The sequence below is a fragment of the Olleya aquimaris genome (assembly GCF_003259525.1).
GTDB lineage: Bacteria > Bacteroidota > Bacteroidia > Flavobacteriales > Flavobacteriaceae > Olleya > Olleya aquimaris.
The window spans coordinates 55,773-72,558 of the sequence record NZ_QLLO01000008.1 but is presented as its reverse complement, the minus strand read 5'-3'; the positions used below and the strand labels follow the sequence as shown (position 1 = coordinate 72,558).

The following is a 16,786-nucleotide window of genomic DNA, read 5'->3' as shown; positions in this document are numbered from 1 at the left end:
ACTTTTTAACTTTAGACACTTATAACTTAAATGGAACTACCAAAATACATACTAGGCGATAATACAGATTTTCCAAACGCAATTTTTGTTATTCATACAGAGTTTCCTAGATTTATAATCAATTTAGAAGATGATGACGTAGAATGGTTTGAAGATTTTGACCAGCATGACGAAAAAGAGCTAGAAATGGAAATGGAAAATTTAATTAAAGAAGCTACTGCATTTTATGATAGGGAAGTAGCTAGATACGAAGAATAATTACATGTTAGACCAATTAGTACAATACGATAAAGAACTCTTTTTATTTTTAAACAATTTAGGATCTACCACTTGGGATGGTTTTTGGTTATTTTATACCGATAAAATTCACTGGGTTCCTCTATATGCTGTCCTAGCAGTGTTAATGTACAAACGTTTAAATACTAAAATGTTTGTTTTAACCTTAGTGGTTATTGCTTTAATGATTTTGTTTACAGACCAAATCACTAACTTATTTAAAAATGTTATTGTAAAACGTCATAGACCGTGTCATGAAGACGAGTTAGTACAAGCCATGCGATTGCTTAAATCTTGGTGTGGTGGTCAATATGGATATTTTTCTGGACACTCTAGTAATAGTATGGCTGTTGCCATATTCTCTGGATTAATGCTAAGATATAAATACAAGTATTTAATTTTTATCCTAATAGTTTGGGCTATGGCAATGGGTTATAGTAGAGTGTACATTGGTGTACATTATCCTTTAGATATTTTAACAGGAATGATCTTTGGTGGGTTATCTGGATGGATGTTTTACAAGTTAGACAAGTACCTGCAATCTAGATTTCAGTTAAAATAAGTTATTTCTTTTTAAACAAATAATAGTTGCTAATCAGCCTCTCTTTATACTGTTTACTACCTGGTTCACTTTCGTTTAAGTCGTAAGTATCTAGTTTTTCAATGTTGTAATTTTCAATCAATACCGCTTGATCTTCTGGACTAATTCCGTTTGCTAAAACACCAAATTCAGTCTCTAACGGAAATTTGTAAGTAGTCTCTCCAATCTTTATTTGCGGAATCTTTTCACCATACTGCCAAATGGTTTCTGGTGGCACATAATTAAACGCATACACTTTTAGGTCACGTTGTTTGTTATCTTTTAATAATGTTGAAACTGGGTTAAAGTTTTCACTTGTAAATCCTTTAAAAACAGGTAATCCAAACAAAAAAAGAGCTCCAAAAAAAGTAATGGTTAACAAAAACACGTGTTTTATTTCTTTTTTAATTAATTGAAGAAGAATTGCCAGTCCTAAAGCAAAAACGACTACAGAAAATAAAATGAACGGTAATAACACCTCATGTAATTCTGCTTTAAATTGAAAGTACAACATCAAAGGTGCAACCAAACCAATTAAAGCAATCAATCCAAAATTGAAATACACAGGAATCGTCTCGCGTTTATCTTTTAGTGTTTTAAATTTTCTGATTAAATACTCGATATAAAAACCAATATTTAAGGCTAACGGAATTAAAACAGGCATCAAATAACGTGACTTTTTCTCTGGAATAATTGATAATAAAATTACAGCAAAAATAGTCCACAAAAACGTGAATTTATAAGCTTTATAATGTATGGCTCTACGCTTTAAATAAGGATACAATAAACTAATAAATGCAGGAATAGTCCACAAACCACTTTGTGTAAAAAAGCTCCAATAGTAATAAAATGGTCTTACGTTATAGCTAGTCCAGTTCCCTGTTTCTCTACTTGTAATGGCTGTAAACGTTTCTGGATCTTGTAAACGTACATACAAATACCACCAACCACCAACAACAATTCCCAAAATTAAAATAACAACAATTGGTGCTACTTTTGCTTTAATATTTTGGTATTTAAAGCTAAAACCATAGGCTAATAAAAACGGTAGAAGCAATGCGTAAAAACTTACAGGTCCTTTGCTTAAAATAGAGCAGCCAATAGCAACACCAGCAATAATAACGTGTTTCCAATGGATATTTTTGGACTTAAACAACTTGTATAAATGGTATATCGCAACCATCATAAAACCATGAGTAAAAATATCCCAAGGTGCTTCAATAGTAATCCCAATTACGTAAAACGAGGTTATTAAAATTAAAGTATTAATAATACTATGTGCTCTGCTTTTTAATACCGATTTTGATAATTTAAAGCAATATGCTGCCAAAACCATAATCATAAGTATAGCTGGTAAACGCATTCCAAATACACTATTTACGCCAAATACTAAACCAGAAATTGCTGTCAACCAAGTTGGTAAAGGTGGTTTTTCGTAACGTGCTTCACCATTCATGGTAGTTAATAACCAGTTGTTATCCTGAATCATTTCTCTTGCAGTAATAAAATTACGCGCTTCCATTATAGTAACTTGGATAGTCTCCAGGTTTGGTAATAGCATAATGGCTATAATCAAACAAATAATAAGTAGCGGATATTTTTTAAACGATTTAGGCATTCTGCTGTTTTAAGATTAACAAATTGCGGATATAAATAATGGCTCCTAACGAGTGTCCAACAAGCAACACATAATCCACTCTAAAAATAGCGTAGGTCAATATTAGCAACGACCCAACTAAGCTTAATGCCCAAAACCCAAAGGGTAATGAGGATTTTTTATGTTTTTCAGAATACATCCATTGGTACACAAAGCGTAAGGTAAATACAATTTGAGAGATAATTCCTAGTACTAATAACCATAACGGAATAGCTTCGTTTTTAAACAACCTAACCGTATCAATTTCATTATTGTTAAAGTAAAAAATCGTAATAAAAACAGGCATAAATAACAAAATCCATCGCATAACTGCAGGACATGTTTTCCATTGGTTTTGTAGCTGTAAATTTCTAATATAAATGTAATAGGTTAAGCCTTGACCTAACATAATTGCAAAATCATCACGCAAATACCCATAAATAAATAACAAAAAAGAAGCCACTAAACTAAGTGTCCAAAATAAGGTTGGTGTAATAACGCGCTTCTGTTTTTCGCTAGTTAACCACTGGATAATTAAGCGAGAAGAAAATAAAATTTGCGCCAGAAATCCAATACTAAGTACAATCCAATTACTCATTATTTTGTTTTGGCTACGTCGTAGTTAATATACTTTTTTTTCATCCACAGATAGGCAAAACAATCTAACAAAGGACCTAATAATCTGTTCCACAATCCAAATTTAGCTTCGCCAGCAACACGCGGAAAATGTTGTACAGGTATCTGCTTTATTTTACCGTTTTGTAATAAAATCATAGAAGGTAAAAATCGGTGAAGTCCTTTAAACATTGGGATGCGTTTAGCATAGTCTGTTTTAATTACTTTTAATGGACAACCTGTATCGTCCATTCCGTCTTTGGTAAATGCACGTCTAATTCCGTTTGCAATTTTAGACGACATATTTTTAACAAAACTATCCTTACGGTTAGCGCGTACACCAGTTACTAAATCATATTCGCCAATATGTTCTAACAGTAAATTAAAATCTTCTGGTGCAGTTTGTAAGTCAGAGTCTATATAGCCTACCAACTCGGTTTGCGTATAATCAAAACCTGCTTTAATAGCAGCACTCAACCCTCTATTGTCCTTAAATAAAATGTAATCAAACGCATCATTTCTGTCGCAAATGGTTTCAATTAATGCTTGACTATTGTCTTTGGACCCATCGTTTACAAATAACACTTTAGTCGTTTTAGTCGCTATTTTGGTATAAGCCAAAAGCTCTTTTTCAACTCTAAGTAAATTATCCTCTTCATTATAAACAGGAACAACAATGGTAAATTGGTAGTTCATAAACCTCTTTTAATGCTACAAATGTATTGTTTTTTATAGAATTGAAATTACTATCGAAAAAAAATCTGTTTCTTTGTATTACAGAATAGCACTTATGAAAATATTAGTTACTGGAGCAGTAGGTTTTATAGGCTCTCACACTTGCGAGCGATTACACAAATTAGGTCACGAGGTTGTTGGTTTAGACAATTTTAACGACTATTATAGCTTGACGCTGAAAACCTTAAACGAAAAAGCATTATTAGAAAAAGGAATAACAGTGATAAAATCTGATTTAAGAGATCCAGATTTTGCTGAAGCTTTGCCAAAAGACATCAACTACATTTTTCATTTTGCTGCACAACCAGGTATTTCTGCAACTTCTACCTTTGAAGACTATTTTACCAATAATATTATAGCTACCAAAAACCTAATTGACTATGCTTTGCAATGCAAAGACTTAAAGTTATTTGTAAATATTGGAACATCATCTATTTACGGTCTAGAAGCAACGTTTCCAGAAAGTGTAGCACCAAAACCAGCATCGCATTATGGTGTGACTAAATTAACAGCAGAGCAGTTAGTATTGCAAAAAAGTAGAGAGCAAGTCTTTAAAAGTTGCTCGTTACGTTTGTATTCTGTAATTGGACCAAGAGAACGTCCAGAAAAAATGTACACCAAGTTAATAGCGTGTGCCTTTAATGGAGAGGCTTTCCCATTGTATGAAGGTAGTGCCTCACACTTACGTAGTTTTACCTATGTTGGAGACATCGTCGATGGAATAGTTAGCGTGATAGGTAACGACACCAAAGTAGATGGCGAAATTATTAACCTTGGTACAGAAGTAGAGCACACCACACAAGAAGGTATTGAAGCGGTTGAGCAAGTGATTGGGCAATCCATTACAATAAACCATGTTAAAGCTAGAGTAGGTGACCAATTACGTACTAAAGCTAATATTGATAAAGCCAGAAAGCTATTAAACTATAATCCACAAACTACCTTATTAGAAGGTGTTAAAGCGCAAGTAGACTGGTATAAGGCTAATTTTTTGTAGAGGGTTAGATTTAGTGATTGTTTGTTAAATACTGGGATGTGCAACGATTTTATTAAGTAACTCTTTCTCATAAGACGTTTGGAAACCAATGTAAGTTATTTCTTTAATTTTTACTTTTTCATTTCCAATCCATTCAGAATCTTCATTCAGAAGTTTTAATTCCACTTCATTTTTTGATAGATTTTCAATTTTACCTACGAAGTACGAATCATCATCAGATTCATTAAATATCGCAATCAATTTTTCGTTTTTTAATTCCGTTAAGCATTCGAACATATTGTTCATTTTTTCGAGTGGCAATTTGTTTAAGAAATCTGAAGAATTATCGTTCTTAATTTCGTTTAATTCTTTTTCGTCCCATTCTCGATACTTATCTATTTCATAGTTTCGAATAATAGCGAATCCATCAAATACTTTAGTTTCTTCATTGAAGCAAGTAAAAATGAATATGTCATCGTTAGATTTTAAACAAATTCCAGAATAAACTTCGTCTCGATTTGGTGCCAAATCAACGTGAATAGGAATTCTTTTTTTGATTGTTTCTGTCATTTCCATCAGATATTTTAGTCCAAATATTTGCTACTTCAAAATGTCGATAAAACATTACCCAATTCGTTTTTTCCGAAATCAGAGTTACATCATCTGAACTCGGATATAAAAAATCAGTCCAATATTTTATAAATATTTTTTTCGTTGTTTTAAGCGTAATATTCCGATGCCAAGTTATTATTATTTCTTCGTCCCATTTTTCCAGAGTCAATTCGAGTTGGTTTCTAAATCGTTCAATTTTCTCATCACTCTCTGCATTCGCACTTATCCAATCCGTTTGAGTAAATTTTTCTCTTAAATTATATTCCTGTTCGTAATAGTCGATGACCTTATTCAGTCTTTTCGATTCTATTTTAGAAACTGGTTGGATTTTTTTCTTTTCAGATTCAGAAATATTAGGGCAACGAGTTTTTTCAAATCTCCAGCCTAATTCAAACTCGTTTAAAGGAACTATTTCTTTATCGTCTACTACTATGTTCAATGGTTGGTCTTATAGTTTTGTAATGTTTTTGTTTATGATTAATTGTGTGGTTAAGCAACTAATTTAGCAAATAAAAACCGATTAGAAATCCGAGAGGATTGTTGTAAGTAGGTGAGTGCGCGATTAATATTATACGGTGTTGTGCTTAAGATTTTATTTAATTTTCAAAATTATATTCCACAGATACCAATTCAATTGAATTAACCATTCCAATGTCAAAAGAATCTTCTTCGTCAAAATTAATAGTACAATCCGAATTCGCTCCAATTAAATAACAAGGTGAAGAATCTGTCGCAATATTTGAACTTATAATCCCATCAGCATTAATTGTTATTTTATGAAATCCATTTATTGCAAAATCATTCGGATTTGAGAATTTTATTTCATAACGTAATCTTGATGTATTATTTCCCGTATCAGGCGTAAATTCAAACAATATAACCTCATAAGTTACATTTTCTAATTCAGTTTCTTCTGGTGTAAACATATCATCATCATTTGGACAACCAAGTAGAAGAAGAAACATTGGTAATAATAAAATAAATTTTTTAAGATTCATATTTTCGTTTTTTTAATAAACCACAACGGTATTGTTAATGGTTAGTTGCGTTTTTTAGCAACTAATTTAGCAAATAAAATCCGATTAGAAAGTCCGCGAGTATTGGTATGTAGGTGAGAACTAGTAATGGATTATAAATGGCGTTGTGTGCAGTTTTTATTTCAGCGCAAGAATTTAAAACTCAATTTATTTCCGTCAATTATTAAAATTCCATCCTTTTCAGTTTCTGCAACTTCAAAAGTAAGTACTTGCTTTCCGTTCTCTAACTGTTGATTGAATTGAGGATAAAACTTAAAATCAAAAGTATAAATTGGTTTCATTTTTCCATTCTCAATTTCAGCAATGTAAGTTCCATTATCATCATTGTATATATGCAGTAATTTGCTTTTAGCAACAAAAGAAGTTGGAATGTAAAAATCCATTGTATCTAATACTTTTTCAATTCCTTTTTGATTTTCACTTCCAAAACGTCTTTTAAAATCCCATTCCGATTTTTCAAGTTTTCTTGGGTCAGAAATTTTGTTGACACTTGCAAACCCAATCATATGTCCCATATAATTAGTAACAAAATATTCAGTTCCGATTTTGTTTACAACGATTGGGCAAGTAGATGAACCTTCGTATAATTCGTTTGTCTTTTTGTCTTGAAAAAAAACAGTTCCTCCCCATTCTCCTCGACAAGTTGAATAAACATTAAATTGCTCATCTTCATAAGTTTTAAAGGCTCTTGTTTCTGTTGGTTGAAAATCTGTAACATATTTACCTAAAACAAAATTTTCTTCATCAAATTGCGCTCTTTGTAGAAATAGGCTATCATTTTCTATTCTGATATTATAGTAAATCATATTCTGTATTCCTTCTGTAACGAATACATCCTCAACAAAATTTCCATTTTTGTTAAGTACAACCATTTTCTTTAAAGACTTTGATGTGTTTTCTCGATTTGTTTCAAACATACAGAAATACTTATCATTAAAATAAGTTACTTTTCTTAAGTCTCCAATTATTGAAAAATCAAAAGTGTCTTTACTTATTTTAAATTCCGAATTTTCATTTAAGCTTTCTGTTCTATTAATTGCCAATGTTTTTTCATTTCGTTTTTTTTCGCAAGCTAAAATTAAGATAGAGATTAATAGAGTCAGAAGTATGTTTTTCATTTAGTTGCGATGTTTGTTTCAAATGGTTGCCAACTTATATGATATGAAAACGTTTTAATACTTCGACAAGCTAAGTACAAGTGTTTTATATCAGTCGTTAAACGAAGTTAGCTTAAAAATATAATAAATCCAATTAACCTAATCCCAGCAAATACTCAGCAGCAGCAAATGGTGTGGTTTGGTTAGTTTCGATAAGCTCCAGTTGTTTTTTAAGCTCAGATTTAATGTTTTCATTATTAAAAAAATCTGCTTTTAGACGGTTTTCTATAGTTTGAATTAGCCAAAACTTGTTTTGCTCTTGACGTTTACTATAAAAATAATTATTAGCAACGGTAATTTCTAAATAGTCCTTTATAATATGGTAAATGTCATCAATACCTTTGTTGTTAATAGCACTGCACATAGTGACTTTGGGTTGCCAACCAGTTGCTTTTTCTGGGTATAAATGCAACGCTCTGTTAAATTCTACTTTAGCGAGTTTGACTGCTTTTAGGTTGTCACCATCTGCTTTATTAATAGCTATAGCATCTGCCATTTCTATGATACCACGTTTAATACCTTGTAACTCGTCTCCAGCTCCAGCTAATTTTAATAGTAAAAAGAAATCGACCATACTATGTACAGCAGTTTCACTTTGTCCAACACCTACCGTTTCTATAATAATTGTATCAAAACCAGCAGCTTCACAAAGGATAATGGATTCGCGTGTTTTTCTAGCCACACCACCTAAAGAGTCTCCAGAAGCAGATGGACGTATATAAGCATTGTTGTTTTTAACCAAATCTTCCATTCTGGTTTTATCGCCTAAAATGCTTCCTTTGGTCAAACTACTACTTGGGTCTACAGCTAAGACTGCTACTTTTTTACCAATGCTAGTTAGATAGGTTCCAAACGCTTCAATAAAGGTGCTTTTACCTACACCAGGTACACCAGTAATACCAATTCTAACCGATTGATTAGCATGTGGTAAACAGGCTTTAATAATGGCATGGGCTTGCTCTGTATGTTTTGGGTGTTTGCTTTCTACTAAGGTAATGGCTTGACTTAAAGCAGTAATATTGCCTTGTAAAATAGCATCTACAAGGTCTTTGGTAGTACGTTGCAATTTGCGTTTGGCTTTAATTTTTGAAATAGCCTCATCACTAGTCGTTTCTGATACAGAAACACCTTCATTTTCTGATAATGCTGATTTCTTGTTTTTTGCCACAAATACATACATTTAGTCCGTGTAAAAGGACTGATTACTGCCTACTAAACACTGTTTACTAACTATTAGTTTTTCAATGGGACTTCTATCTTAATATCATCCCAAGCCATAGTCATTTTTAAATCGTCTGTCGAGTTGTCAAACGCTATAGTAAATTGTTCGACAGATTTATCCAATGTAATTGCTGGTACTTCTACTTCAACCACATCAAAATTAGGATCCCAATTGGGTTCCATTTTTTCGTTAACTCCCCAATCATACTGTTTGGAATTAAACATGACTTTCCAGTTATCTTCCATCGGAACCGTCCACAGGGTATATTTTCCTTTTGGTAATAACATCCCTTTTATAGATAAGTCCTCATTGGTTTCAAACGTGGTTGCTTCATTTGCTCCTGTACGCCAAACTTTATTAAATGGTACTAAAGCGCCAAAAATATCACGATCTCTTTTTGAGGGTCTGTTGTAAAACACCTCTAACTCTAAATGACCCACTTCAAACTTAACTGTTTTTTTGGGACTTAAGGGTTGATTAAACAATCCGCCTTCTGTTGTAAAATTATATATGAATAAGCCAGTAACTACTAACAGTAGTACAACCATGACCCATTTTAAGAATGTATTCATTTAAAAAAAATATCTATTATTAGTTTAACAAAATTAACTGAAAATTTAGTACTTACAGAAACATAACGCTTAAATTATTTATAAATATTGTACTAACTTGAAAAAAAATTCAACTTTTTTGCAACACTACTTTTTTTGTGTCGTCTTTAGATTGAATTCGTGTTAGTTTTATTTATTAAAGCGAAAAGTTAGACATTGATTTTAGATGAAGGCTTTTTTGCAATTCATAGTAGAACTACGAAGTATTAAAAAGGCAACATATAAAATCAAAATGATGACTTTGTAGCCAATAATATAAGACTAATACGAATTCAAAAGAACACTAACCAAAAAACCAACAAGTGAAAGTCGTTACGTTAGATAACATAGAGTTGTGCAAACAAAACAACCGAAAAGCACAATTGCAGGTGTATAACCAATATTGTGATGCCATGTACCATGTGGCTTTACGGTTTGTCCATCACACTGCAGAAGCAGAAGATGTGGTACAGGACGCATTTATTAAAGCGTTTTCAAAACTCCATCAATTTAAAGGCGACGTTACTTTTGGCGCTTGGTTAAAACGTATTGTTATTAATAAAAGTATTGATTATTTAAAATCTAAAAAACAACGCTTAGTTGAGTTAGATGAGGTGCACCTAAAGGTAATCGATACAGATACTAGTGACAAATGGTTAGTAGAAGACACCACAACTTTAGACCAAATAAAACAAGCCATTAACAGTCTTCCGGATAAATACAGGTACGTGGTCATGCTTTTTTTAATAGAAGGTTATGATCATCAAGAGATAGCAGAAATTTTAAATATTACCGAAGTCGCTTCACGTACACAACTATCCAGAGGAAAAGTAAAATTGCAAGACCTATTAAAACATAATCATTATGGCGAAAGATATTAGAGACCTATTCAAAAACGATAACAAAGTATCTCATCAGCAGATGTCCCAAGGACATGAAGCAAGATTTTTAGAGAAGCTAGACCAAGCATTGCCACAAAAAAAGCAATCCAGATGGACGTTTTTAAATATTGCTGCAAGCGTATTGCTAGTCATTGGTTTAGGTTTTGGAAGTTACACACTATTTAAAAAGGATGTAGATCCTATTAAAGTTGTAAACAACAACCAACCTAATACCGAAAAAACCATGACGCTTGGCGATATATCGCCAGATTTAAAAAAGGTTGAAGATTATTATGTGGCTAATATTAATTTAGAGTTATCTAAATTAAAATTAACTCCAGACAATAAAGAACTGTTTGATGGTTATGTATTACGTTTAGAAGAATTAAATGCAGAATACAAAAGCTTGTCTAAAGAGCTGACCGATAATGGTCCAGATGAGCATACAGTTAATGCTTTAATCCAAAACCTAAAATTTCGTTTAAACTTGATGTATCGTCTTAAAGAACAACTCAATCAATTAAACAACATGGAAGCTTCCCAAGGGTAGGCTACTAATTAACAAGAAAATGCCACACTGAGCTTGTCGAAGTGTCTAAAAAACTAAAAAAGATGAAAACTATATATCTAAATTTAATTTTATTACTAGTAACCATAAGTGTTACTGCACAACAAAAGTTAAGCAAAATAGACCAATCTGTAAGAGCTAACAAAGATGTTACTGTAGATTTAAATACTAGTCACACTAACATTATTGTAGAAACTTGGAATAAAGATTACATAGAAGTCGAAGCTTACATCGAAAGCAAAAAACTAACAAAAGAACAGCTACAAAAAGCAATAGACAATTGGGAGGTTTCCCTTACAGGAGATTCGGATTATGTAACAATAACTTCCAAAGGTGCAAGAGGTATCTGGTCTGATGAGCTAAGTATGACTATTTTAGATGAAGCTTCTATCGAGGCTTTAGCTAATCTACCAGAAACATTAGAGCTTAATCTAGAACCAATGCTAAAAAGTTTAGAAAATTTAGAAGTGTTGGGACAGTTACCAGAAAAACTAAAGTTGTTAAACCTACCAAAATCGCCTGATGGTAATTATAATATCGATTTTGATTACGATAGATATAAAAAAGAAGGCGAGCCTTATTTAAACTCTTGGAGTAAAAAATACAGAACAGAATATGGTGAAGCCTATGAAAAAGAAATGCGCGAATGGGCAAAAAGCATTAACCAAGAAGACCTTGACCAGTTTGAAAAAGAGATGGAAGCTTGGGGAAAACAGTTAGGTAAAAAAATGGAAGATGCTTTTGGTCCAGATTTTGAAAAAAGAATGGAAGAATGGGGAGAAAATTTTGGTAAACAACTAGAGGAGTCTCTTGGTAAAGATTTTGAACAAAAAATGGAAGCTTGGGGCGAACGTTTTGAGAATGAAATAGCACCTAAACTAGAAGCTTGGGGAAAACAATTTGAAGCCGAATTTGAACGCAAATTGGAAGCAGAGTTTAATGAAGATGGAAAAAAAACAACCAAAAAAAGCGGTAAGTTGTTTGAAGATATAGATTATAACACCACAAAAACCATCATTATAAAAATGCCTAAAAAGGCGAAGCTAAAACTTAATGTTAGACATGGCGAATTAAAGCTTGCCAACGTGTTAGAAAACACCAAAGGAGATATTTCTCATGGATCATTTATAGCTAATCACATTACTGGAGGTAACACCTCCATTAATGTGTCTTATGCTAAAGTGGCTGTAAAAGATTGGATGTCTGGTGAGTTGAAGTTAAAATACGTGGACGATGCCATTATCGCTAATGCCAATAACTTAATACTTAATGCAGTGTCTTCTGATATAGAAATTAATACCCTTTCTGGAAACTCGGTAATTAACGGGAGCTTTGGTGATTTGTTAATCAATAGTATAGCTTCAGATTTTAGTAATTTAAATATTATTTTAGAAAACAGTGATGCCAAATTAAAACTACCAAACACTGATTATAACTTATTTTATAGTGGTAACAAATCTAAATTTAACAATGTAAGTACCTCAAATAAAACCATAAAACACTACCCAAACAATAATAGTAATACTAGCAAAACTATTGTAATTAATGCCAAATTTAGTACTGTAGTTGCTAAATAAATTCTGTAAATTTGGGTTCAATTTTAATGTAAAATGAATTCAAAGACACTGTCCCTAATTTTAAGTCAGTCTACTACTAAAGACTTACACGTCATTGATGCTTCCATTCCAAAATCAGATTATATTTCTATAGATTTATCGCAATCCAATCCAGCGTTAGATACGTTTGATAATTCTTCATCCAAAGCTTGGGATACCTATATTACCAATTACTTAAACACACACAACAAACAAGTAGCTTTTGGTGGTTATTTAGAGCGTCGTAATTTATATAATAGAAGCGCCTATTTTGCGTCAAAAAGTCAAGCAGAACAGCGCAATATCCATTTAGGTTTAGATTTATGGTGTCCAGTAGACACACCAGTTTTAGCTTGTTTTGATGGTACCATCCATAGTTTTAAAAACAACACCAATTTTGGAGATTATGGACCAACCCTAATTTTGCAACACAAAATTAATGAGGTTACATTTTATTCTTTGTATGGTCATTTAAGTGTAGCGTCCCTACTAAATTTAAAAGTAGGCCAGAAAGTACATCAAGGCGATACCATAGCTTATTTAGGAGACGCTTCTGTTAATGGTGACTATGCGCCACATTTACACTTTCAAATTATAAAAGATATACAAGATTATGTTGGAGATTATCCAGGTGTTTGTAGTTTAAATAATCTAGAATTTTTTAAACAGAACACTATTAATCCCGAAGTGGTTTTGGGGTTGGAGTAGGAGTGAGTCGTTTAACGGTTTTATACACGTTGTTTTAAGTACTGCTTTTCACATTCTGTTTGGTTTTTATATATGCCAATGCGTTTTCTTCATTTTCCTCAATTGCAATTTCAACTGCTTTTTTTGCGACTTCCAATAAGTGCTCACTTTGTTTCTTTAAAGAAAAGCTTTGTTCTATTAAGTCTGCTATTTCTCTTTGTTTGTCAAAATCGATAATTGGAACGACTACATTTTCAATTTCTCCAACTCTCCAATGTAAAATGATTGAACCTCCAGCATCTCTTTCCGCTTGCATTTGTACTACTTTTGAGTTTAAAGCAAGTGTCAAATATTCAGGTAATATTCTTGTTTCGTCTTTTACGTTTAAATGCAAAATTGCTCCAGAAGTAATTCCGTTATAATTTTGTCTTAAATGATAAGCAATTCCAACACTACCATCTTTTGAAAATAAAATCGTTCCTTTTTTAGGTTTTAATTTTTTAATTTTATCTTGATTTTCTTTTACAAAGTATTCAGAAATGTACTTTTGAGGTTCAGATAAACCATTTTTGGATAAATCTGCAACTCTCATAAAAGGTAAACCATTTTCTACATAGTTTTTAGAACCTGGTTCAATGGATTTTTTTATATCTACAAGATTATTTAAAGTGTCAAAGTTTTTGCTTTTGACTTTATCTACAACTTTTTCATATTTTAATTGGTAATACTCTGCATCTAATCTGCCACTTGTAGCAAAACTATCTTTAAAACTTTTTACGTTTACAGGTTCTTTACTTGGTGTTAAGTTTTGTAAATCTATTTCTTCTAATAATATATTTTCTGCTTCTTTATAAGCTTCTTTAAATGCATTTTTTGAAGAAAATATTGTTTCAAATATTTCATCTATTTTTAATTGAAATTCATTTGAAAATGAAGGGATTGGAATTCTATATAAATCTGGTTTACTAACATATGATATTAGAAGGTTTGTTTTGAATCTATCTTTAAAAGCTTTACCATATTTAGAAATTAAATAAGTAAGTAAAACGTGTTTATTAATTTTTTCATTAACTGACAGTTTAAATAAACTACCTGTAACAAGAGTTTTTTCAGGAAAATCGCCAGGAACGATTGAAACTTTATCAATTTTACCTTTTACTTCAATTAGAATTTCACCTTTCTTAATTCTACCTTTTGGATATCTTTCCCACTCATCATTATGCACATAATATAAATTATCTGTTTTTATAAAAGGTGTGTCTAAATCAGTTGCTTGTAAGAAATATGGATGATTACCTTCAATTGCTTCAATTTTGTCTATGGTTTTTGTATTCTCATAAACTACTCTATATCCTTCTTTAACAAAAGAACCTAAAGGATTTAAGTTAGGAACATTTTTGAAAAAATTAATAAATTCCTTTTTATAATATTCACTATCAATTCTTTTATTAGTATTATCAAATAAAACTTCAGACAAATTTAAAACACTAATTTCAAGCCCTTCTAACAACTCTTTATATCGAGTTTCGTTAAAAGGGCAGTTTACTTTCCCACAAAAGACAGTTTTTCTTTTTTAGCAAATTCTAAAAAAGCTTCTGCAATTCCATCTTCTGTAATATTGTCGTGGTTAAATAAATCGTGTTTTACAATTAAATGTCCGTGAGTATCTAATAAATATTCGTCTAAATTTTCTGGTGTAGCATCGTAATGATCTATTGGTTCTGCTACTTTATCATCATCAGCATCATTGTGTACTGTTTTTGCATTTGGGAAATCTTTTTTCTTAACAAAAATCTTTTCGCCACTGTTGTCTTTGCTTGGTTCTTGTTGTGTTGCAAAAAAGATTGGGTAATCTTCTTTTTTAGGACATAATTTATCATCCCATTTTTGCACAAAAAGCACAGATGTTTTTGTTCCTGTGTGTGGTTTAAAAACGTTTCCGTGTAATCCAACAACACCTAAAATTCTACATTTTTCAGCAATATAATCACGTATGTTTTTATCACTACTATTGTTAAATCTTCCTTGTGGTAACACAACAGCCATTCTACCTCCTGGTTTTAAAAAATCTAAATTACGCTCAATAAACAAAATATCTCTACCCACTTTGGTTTGGTATTTTCCATTTGGTTTTTTACCTAATTCGTATTTTGCTAAAATTCTACTTTCTTTAATATCACCAGCAAATGGTGGATTTGCCATTAAAACATCAAATTCAAAATCTCTATTAGAGTTTTTTGTTGTTCTTAATTTTCTTAATTTTTTCCAACCTTCATAATAGGTGTCTTGCCAATCTTCATCTTCTGTTTTTTCATCCCAACGTTCATAATCTAAGGTGTTTAAATGTAAAACGTTAGTTTGACCATCTCCTGCAATTAAATTTAATGTTCTTGCTACACGAACTGCTTTTTCGTCAAAATCAATCGCAAAAACTTTGTTTTGCACATAATCTGTACATTCTGTTGGTTTTTCTTCTGCTGTAAATAAATGACTTTTAGGTATTCCTTTTTCTTTAAGAATTTGTTCCCAAACGTGAAAAATAGAGTGGACAGGAAATCCACAACTTCCAGCAGCTGTATCTATAACAGACTCGTGAGCTTGTGGATTCATCATTTTTACACACATATCAATTACATATCTTGGTGTAAAATATTGTCCTTTTTCTCCTTTACTACTTTTACCAATTAAATATTCAAAAGCTTCATCTACTACATCAAGGTTTGAATTGAATAATTTTACATCTTGCAAAGAAGAAACACAAACCGATAGGTGAGAAGGTGTTAGCATTATTTTACTGTCTTCTGTAAAAACACCTTCCCATTTGTTTCGTGCATTGTCAAAAACCTCTTGTATTTTTTCTTTAAGTTCGGTTTCTGTATCTCCATAATTTCTGAAACGTAAATGGCGAGTTTTATTTCTGCCACTTTCCATTTCGTCATATAGTTTAGTAAAAATTAACTTGAAAAGTTCTTCAAAAACATCTACACCAGCATTTGCTAAAACTTCATCTTCCATTTCCAAAATCAAATCTTTAAGCGATTTTTTTTCGGTAACTAATTTGTCTTTTTTTACTAAATCGTCAATTGTCCAACGTTCCGTTAATATGTCAGATAGTTTTTCGGTAGCACTTGGTATTGCTGATAAATCTTCAAAATAGTTTGGGTCTTTTCTATGGTAAAATGAAATGGAATCTCCATTACTCCAAACTCCAATTGGTGCTCCTGTTGCGTTGCAATAAGATTTTAGTTGTTCTTTTCCGTCTTTTAATTTTGGTTTTTTAAGCTCAACCATAATGTAAATTGAGCGAGTATCTTGTTTGTCGAAAATTACAATGTCAGCACGTTTTTTTTCACGACCAAAACTTACAGCATATTCAATTTCCATTCTGTCAAACGAATAACCATATTGTTCATTCAAAACCATTAAGTAGAGTTGTCTTACTGCTTCTTCAGGTTTTAATTGAATATCTTTTCTTCTAACCAGACAATTTACATAAGGCACTTCTTTTCCACGAACTTCTTTTAGAAATATATTCTTTTCTAAATTTTCAATTTGATCAGATGTATATTGGGTTAGTTTGTAGTTACTGTCTCTTAATATTTCGGTTAGCTTCATTTTC

Annotated in this window: 18 protein-coding genes; 7 read left to right on the top strand and 11 right to left on the bottom strand. The window is 31.7% G+C overall.

Features of this window, described 5'->3' with window-relative positions; genetic code table 11:
• Positions 1-30 precede the first annotated feature (30 nt).
• Together LY08_RS11200 and LY08_RS11195 are read left to right on the top strand one after the other, a co-directional pair.
• Complete coding sequence (locus LY08_RS11200) at positions 31-258, top strand: hypothetical protein (RefSeq protein WP_111660534.1); 228 nt, start codon at positions 31-33, stop codon at positions 256-258.
• Between the two features lie 4 nt (positions 259-262).
• Positions 263-838, top strand: coding sequence for a phosphatase PAP2 family protein (locus LY08_RS11195; RefSeq protein ID WP_111660533.1), 576 nt, complete (start codon positions 263-265; stop codon positions 836-838).
• A 1-nt stretch (position 839) separates the two neighbouring features.
• Here LY08_RS11195 and LY08_RS11190 read toward each other — a convergent pair whose 3' ends face one another.
• The 3 genes from LY08_RS11190 to LY08_RS11180 are packed head-to-tail and all read right to left on the bottom strand — an operon-like array spanning position 840 to position 3,803.
• On the bottom strand, positions 840-2,474 hold the full coding sequence (locus LY08_RS11190; protein ID WP_111660532.1) for an ArnT family glycosyltransferase: 1,635 nt from the start codon (positions 2,472-2,474) through the stop codon (positions 840-842).
• A complete protein-coding gene (locus LY08_RS11185) occupies positions 2,467-3,090 on the bottom strand; it encodes a lipid-A-disaccharide synthase N-terminal domain-containing protein (RefSeq protein WP_111660531.1) in 624 nt (207 codons plus the stop codon). Before LY08_RS11185 ends, LY08_RS11190 begins: the two co-directional genes overlap by 8 nt.
• Positions 3,090-3,803, bottom strand: a complete 714-nt coding sequence (locus LY08_RS11180; protein WP_111660530.1) for a glycosyltransferase family 2 protein — start codon at positions 3,801-3,803, stop codon at positions 3,090-3,092. Before LY08_RS11180 ends, LY08_RS11185 begins: the two co-directional genes overlap by 1 nt.
• Positions 3,804-3,897: 94 nt before the next feature.
• On the opposite strand from LY08_RS11180, the gene LY08_RS11175 reads away from it, so the two are divergent.
• Positions 3,898-4,839 carry an NAD-dependent epimerase/dehydratase family protein gene (locus LY08_RS11175; RefSeq protein ID WP_111660529.1) on the top strand — a complete coding sequence of 314 codons (942 nt, stop codon included), beginning with the start codon at positions 3,898-3,900 and terminating at the stop codon, positions 4,837-4,839.
• Positions 4,840-4,863: 24 nt separating this feature from the next.
• Here LY08_RS11175 and LY08_RS11170 read toward each other — a convergent pair whose 3' ends face one another.
• The 6 genes from LY08_RS11170 to LY08_RS11145 all read right to left on the bottom strand — a co-directional run bounded on the left by LY08_RS11170 (position 4,864) and on the right by LY08_RS11145 (position 9,418).
• Positions 4,864-5,388, bottom strand: a complete 525-nt coding sequence (locus LY08_RS11170; RefSeq protein ID WP_111660596.1) for a hypothetical protein — start codon at positions 5,386-5,388, stop codon at positions 4,864-4,866.
• Positions 5,348-5,869 (bottom strand): DUF2947 family protein, encoded by a 522-nt coding sequence (locus tag LY08_RS11165; protein ID WP_111660528.1) that lies wholly within the window; start codon positions 5,867-5,869, stop codon positions 5,348-5,350. The genes LY08_RS11170 and LY08_RS11165 overlap by 41 nt, the downstream gene beginning before the upstream one ends.
• Before the next feature lie 157 nt (positions 5,870-6,026).
• Complete coding sequence (locus LY08_RS11160) at positions 6,027-6,428, bottom strand: hypothetical protein (RefSeq protein WP_111660527.1); 402 nt, start codon at positions 6,426-6,428, stop codon at positions 6,027-6,029.
• A 161-nt stretch (positions 6,429-6,589) separates the two neighbouring features.
• Positions 6,590-7,585 carry a hypothetical protein gene (locus LY08_RS11155; RefSeq protein ID WP_111660526.1) on the bottom strand — a complete coding sequence of 332 codons (996 nt, stop codon included), beginning with the start codon at positions 7,583-7,585 and terminating at the stop codon, positions 6,590-6,592.
• 133 nt (positions 7,586-7,718) lie between these two features.
• Positions 7,719-8,792: a methylmalonyl Co-A mutase-associated GTPase MeaB gene (gene meaB, locus LY08_RS11150; RefSeq protein WP_394341195.1), complete on the bottom strand. Its 1,074-nt coding sequence runs from the start codon at positions 8,790-8,792 to the stop codon at positions 7,719-7,721.
• 65 nt (positions 8,793-8,857) lie between these two features.
• The gene (locus tag LY08_RS11145; RefSeq protein WP_111660524.1) at positions 8,858-9,418 is read right to left on the bottom strand and encodes a DUF2911 domain-containing protein; all 561 of its coding nucleotides are present in this window, start codon (positions 9,416-9,418) and stop codon (positions 8,858-8,860) included.
• Positions 9,419-9,759: 341 nt separating this feature from the next.
• Between LY08_RS11145 and LY08_RS11140 the strand changes: the two genes are divergently transcribed.
• The 4 genes from LY08_RS11140 (at position 9,760) to LY08_RS11125 (ending at position 13,188) form a co-directional block, all read left to right on the top strand.
• Complete coding sequence (locus LY08_RS11140; protein ID WP_111660523.1) at positions 9,760-10,317, top strand: RNA polymerase sigma factor; 558 nt, start codon at positions 9,760-9,762, stop codon at positions 10,315-10,317.
• Entirely contained in the window at positions 10,301-10,867 is a 567-nt protein-coding gene (locus LY08_RS11135; protein WP_111660522.1) for a hypothetical protein, read from the top strand. The genes LY08_RS11140 and LY08_RS11135 overlap by 17 nt, the downstream gene beginning before the upstream one ends.
• Positions 10,868-10,929: 62 nt before the next feature.
• A complete protein-coding gene (locus LY08_RS11130; protein WP_111660521.1) occupies positions 10,930-12,462 on the top strand; it encodes a hypothetical protein in 1,533 nt (510 codons plus the stop codon).
• Between the two features lie 33 nt (positions 12,463-12,495).
• The gene (locus LY08_RS11125; RefSeq protein ID WP_111660520.1) at positions 12,496-13,188 is read left to right on the top strand and encodes a peptidoglycan DD-metalloendopeptidase family protein; all 693 of its coding nucleotides are present in this window, start codon (positions 12,496-12,498) and stop codon (positions 13,186-13,188) included.
• Between the two features lie 34 nt (positions 13,189-13,222).
• Here the strand turns inward: LY08_RS11125 and LY08_RS11120 are convergent, their stop codons facing one another.
• Both LY08_RS11120 and LY08_RS11115 read right to left on the bottom strand, forming a co-directional pair.
• Positions 13,223-14,677, bottom strand: a complete 1,455-nt coding sequence (locus LY08_RS11120) for a restriction endonuclease subunit S (RefSeq protein WP_111660519.1) — start codon at positions 14,675-14,677, stop codon at positions 13,223-13,225.
• A 32-nt stretch (positions 14,678-14,709) separates the two neighbouring features.
• Positions 14,710-16,782 carry an N-6 DNA methylase gene (locus LY08_RS11115; protein WP_111660518.1) on the bottom strand — a complete coding sequence of 691 codons (2,073 nt, stop codon included), beginning with the start codon at positions 16,780-16,782 and terminating at the stop codon, positions 14,710-14,712.
• Positions 16,783-16,786 lie beyond the last annotated feature (4 nt).

What these genes read in the sequence shown, in the direction of transcription:
- LY08_RS11200 (WP_111660534.1), top strand. Translation starts at nt 31, where the DNA reads ATGGAACTACCAAAATACATACTAGGCGATAATACAGATTTTCCAAAC.
- LY08_RS11195 (WP_111660533.1), top strand. Translation starts at nt 263, where the DNA reads ATGTTAGACCAATTAGTACAATACGATAAAGAACTCTTTTTATTTTTA.
- LY08_RS11190 (WP_111660532.1), bottom strand. Translation starts at nt 2,474, where the DNA reads ATGCCTAAATCGTTTAAAAAATATCCGCTACTTATTATTTGTTTGATT.
- LY08_RS11185 (WP_111660531.1), bottom strand. Translation starts at nt 3,090, where the DNA reads ATGAGTAATTGGATTGTACTTAGTATTGGATTTCTGGCGCAAATTTTA.
- LY08_RS11180 (WP_111660530.1), bottom strand. Translation starts at nt 3,803, where the DNA reads ATGAACTACCAATTTACCATTGTTGTTCCTGTTTATAATGAAGAGGAT.
- LY08_RS11175 (WP_111660529.1), top strand. Translation starts at nt 3,898, where the DNA reads ATGAAAATATTAGTTACTGGAGCAGTAGGTTTTATAGGCTCTCACACT.
- LY08_RS11170 (WP_111660596.1), bottom strand. Translation starts at nt 5,388, where the DNA reads ATGACAGAAACAATCAAAAAAAGAATTCCTATTCACGTTGATTTGGCA.
- LY08_RS11160 (WP_111660527.1), bottom strand. Translation starts at nt 6,428, where the DNA reads ATGAATCTTAAAAAATTTATTTTATTATTACCAATGTTTCTTCTTCTA.
- LY08_RS11155 (WP_111660526.1), bottom strand. Translation starts at nt 7,585, where the DNA reads ATGAAAAACATACTTCTGACTCTATTAATCTCTATCTTAATTTTAGCT.
- LY08_RS11145 (WP_111660524.1), bottom strand. Translation starts at nt 9,418, where the DNA reads ATGAATACATTCTTAAAATGGGTCATGGTTGTACTACTGTTAGTAGTT.
- LY08_RS11135 (WP_111660522.1), top strand. Translation starts at nt 10,301, where the DNA reads ATGGCGAAAGATATTAGAGACCTATTCAAAAACGATAACAAAGTATCT.
- LY08_RS11130 (WP_111660521.1), top strand. Translation starts at nt 10,930, where the DNA reads ATGAAAACTATATATCTAAATTTAATTTTATTACTAGTAACCATAAGT.
- LY08_RS11125 (WP_111660520.1), top strand. Translation starts at nt 12,496, where the DNA reads ATGAATTCAAAGACACTGTCCCTAATTTTAAGTCAGTCTACTACTAAA.
- LY08_RS11115 (WP_111660518.1), bottom strand. Translation starts at nt 16,782, where the DNA reads ATGAAGCTAACCGAAATATTAAGAGACAGTAACTACAAACTAACCCAA.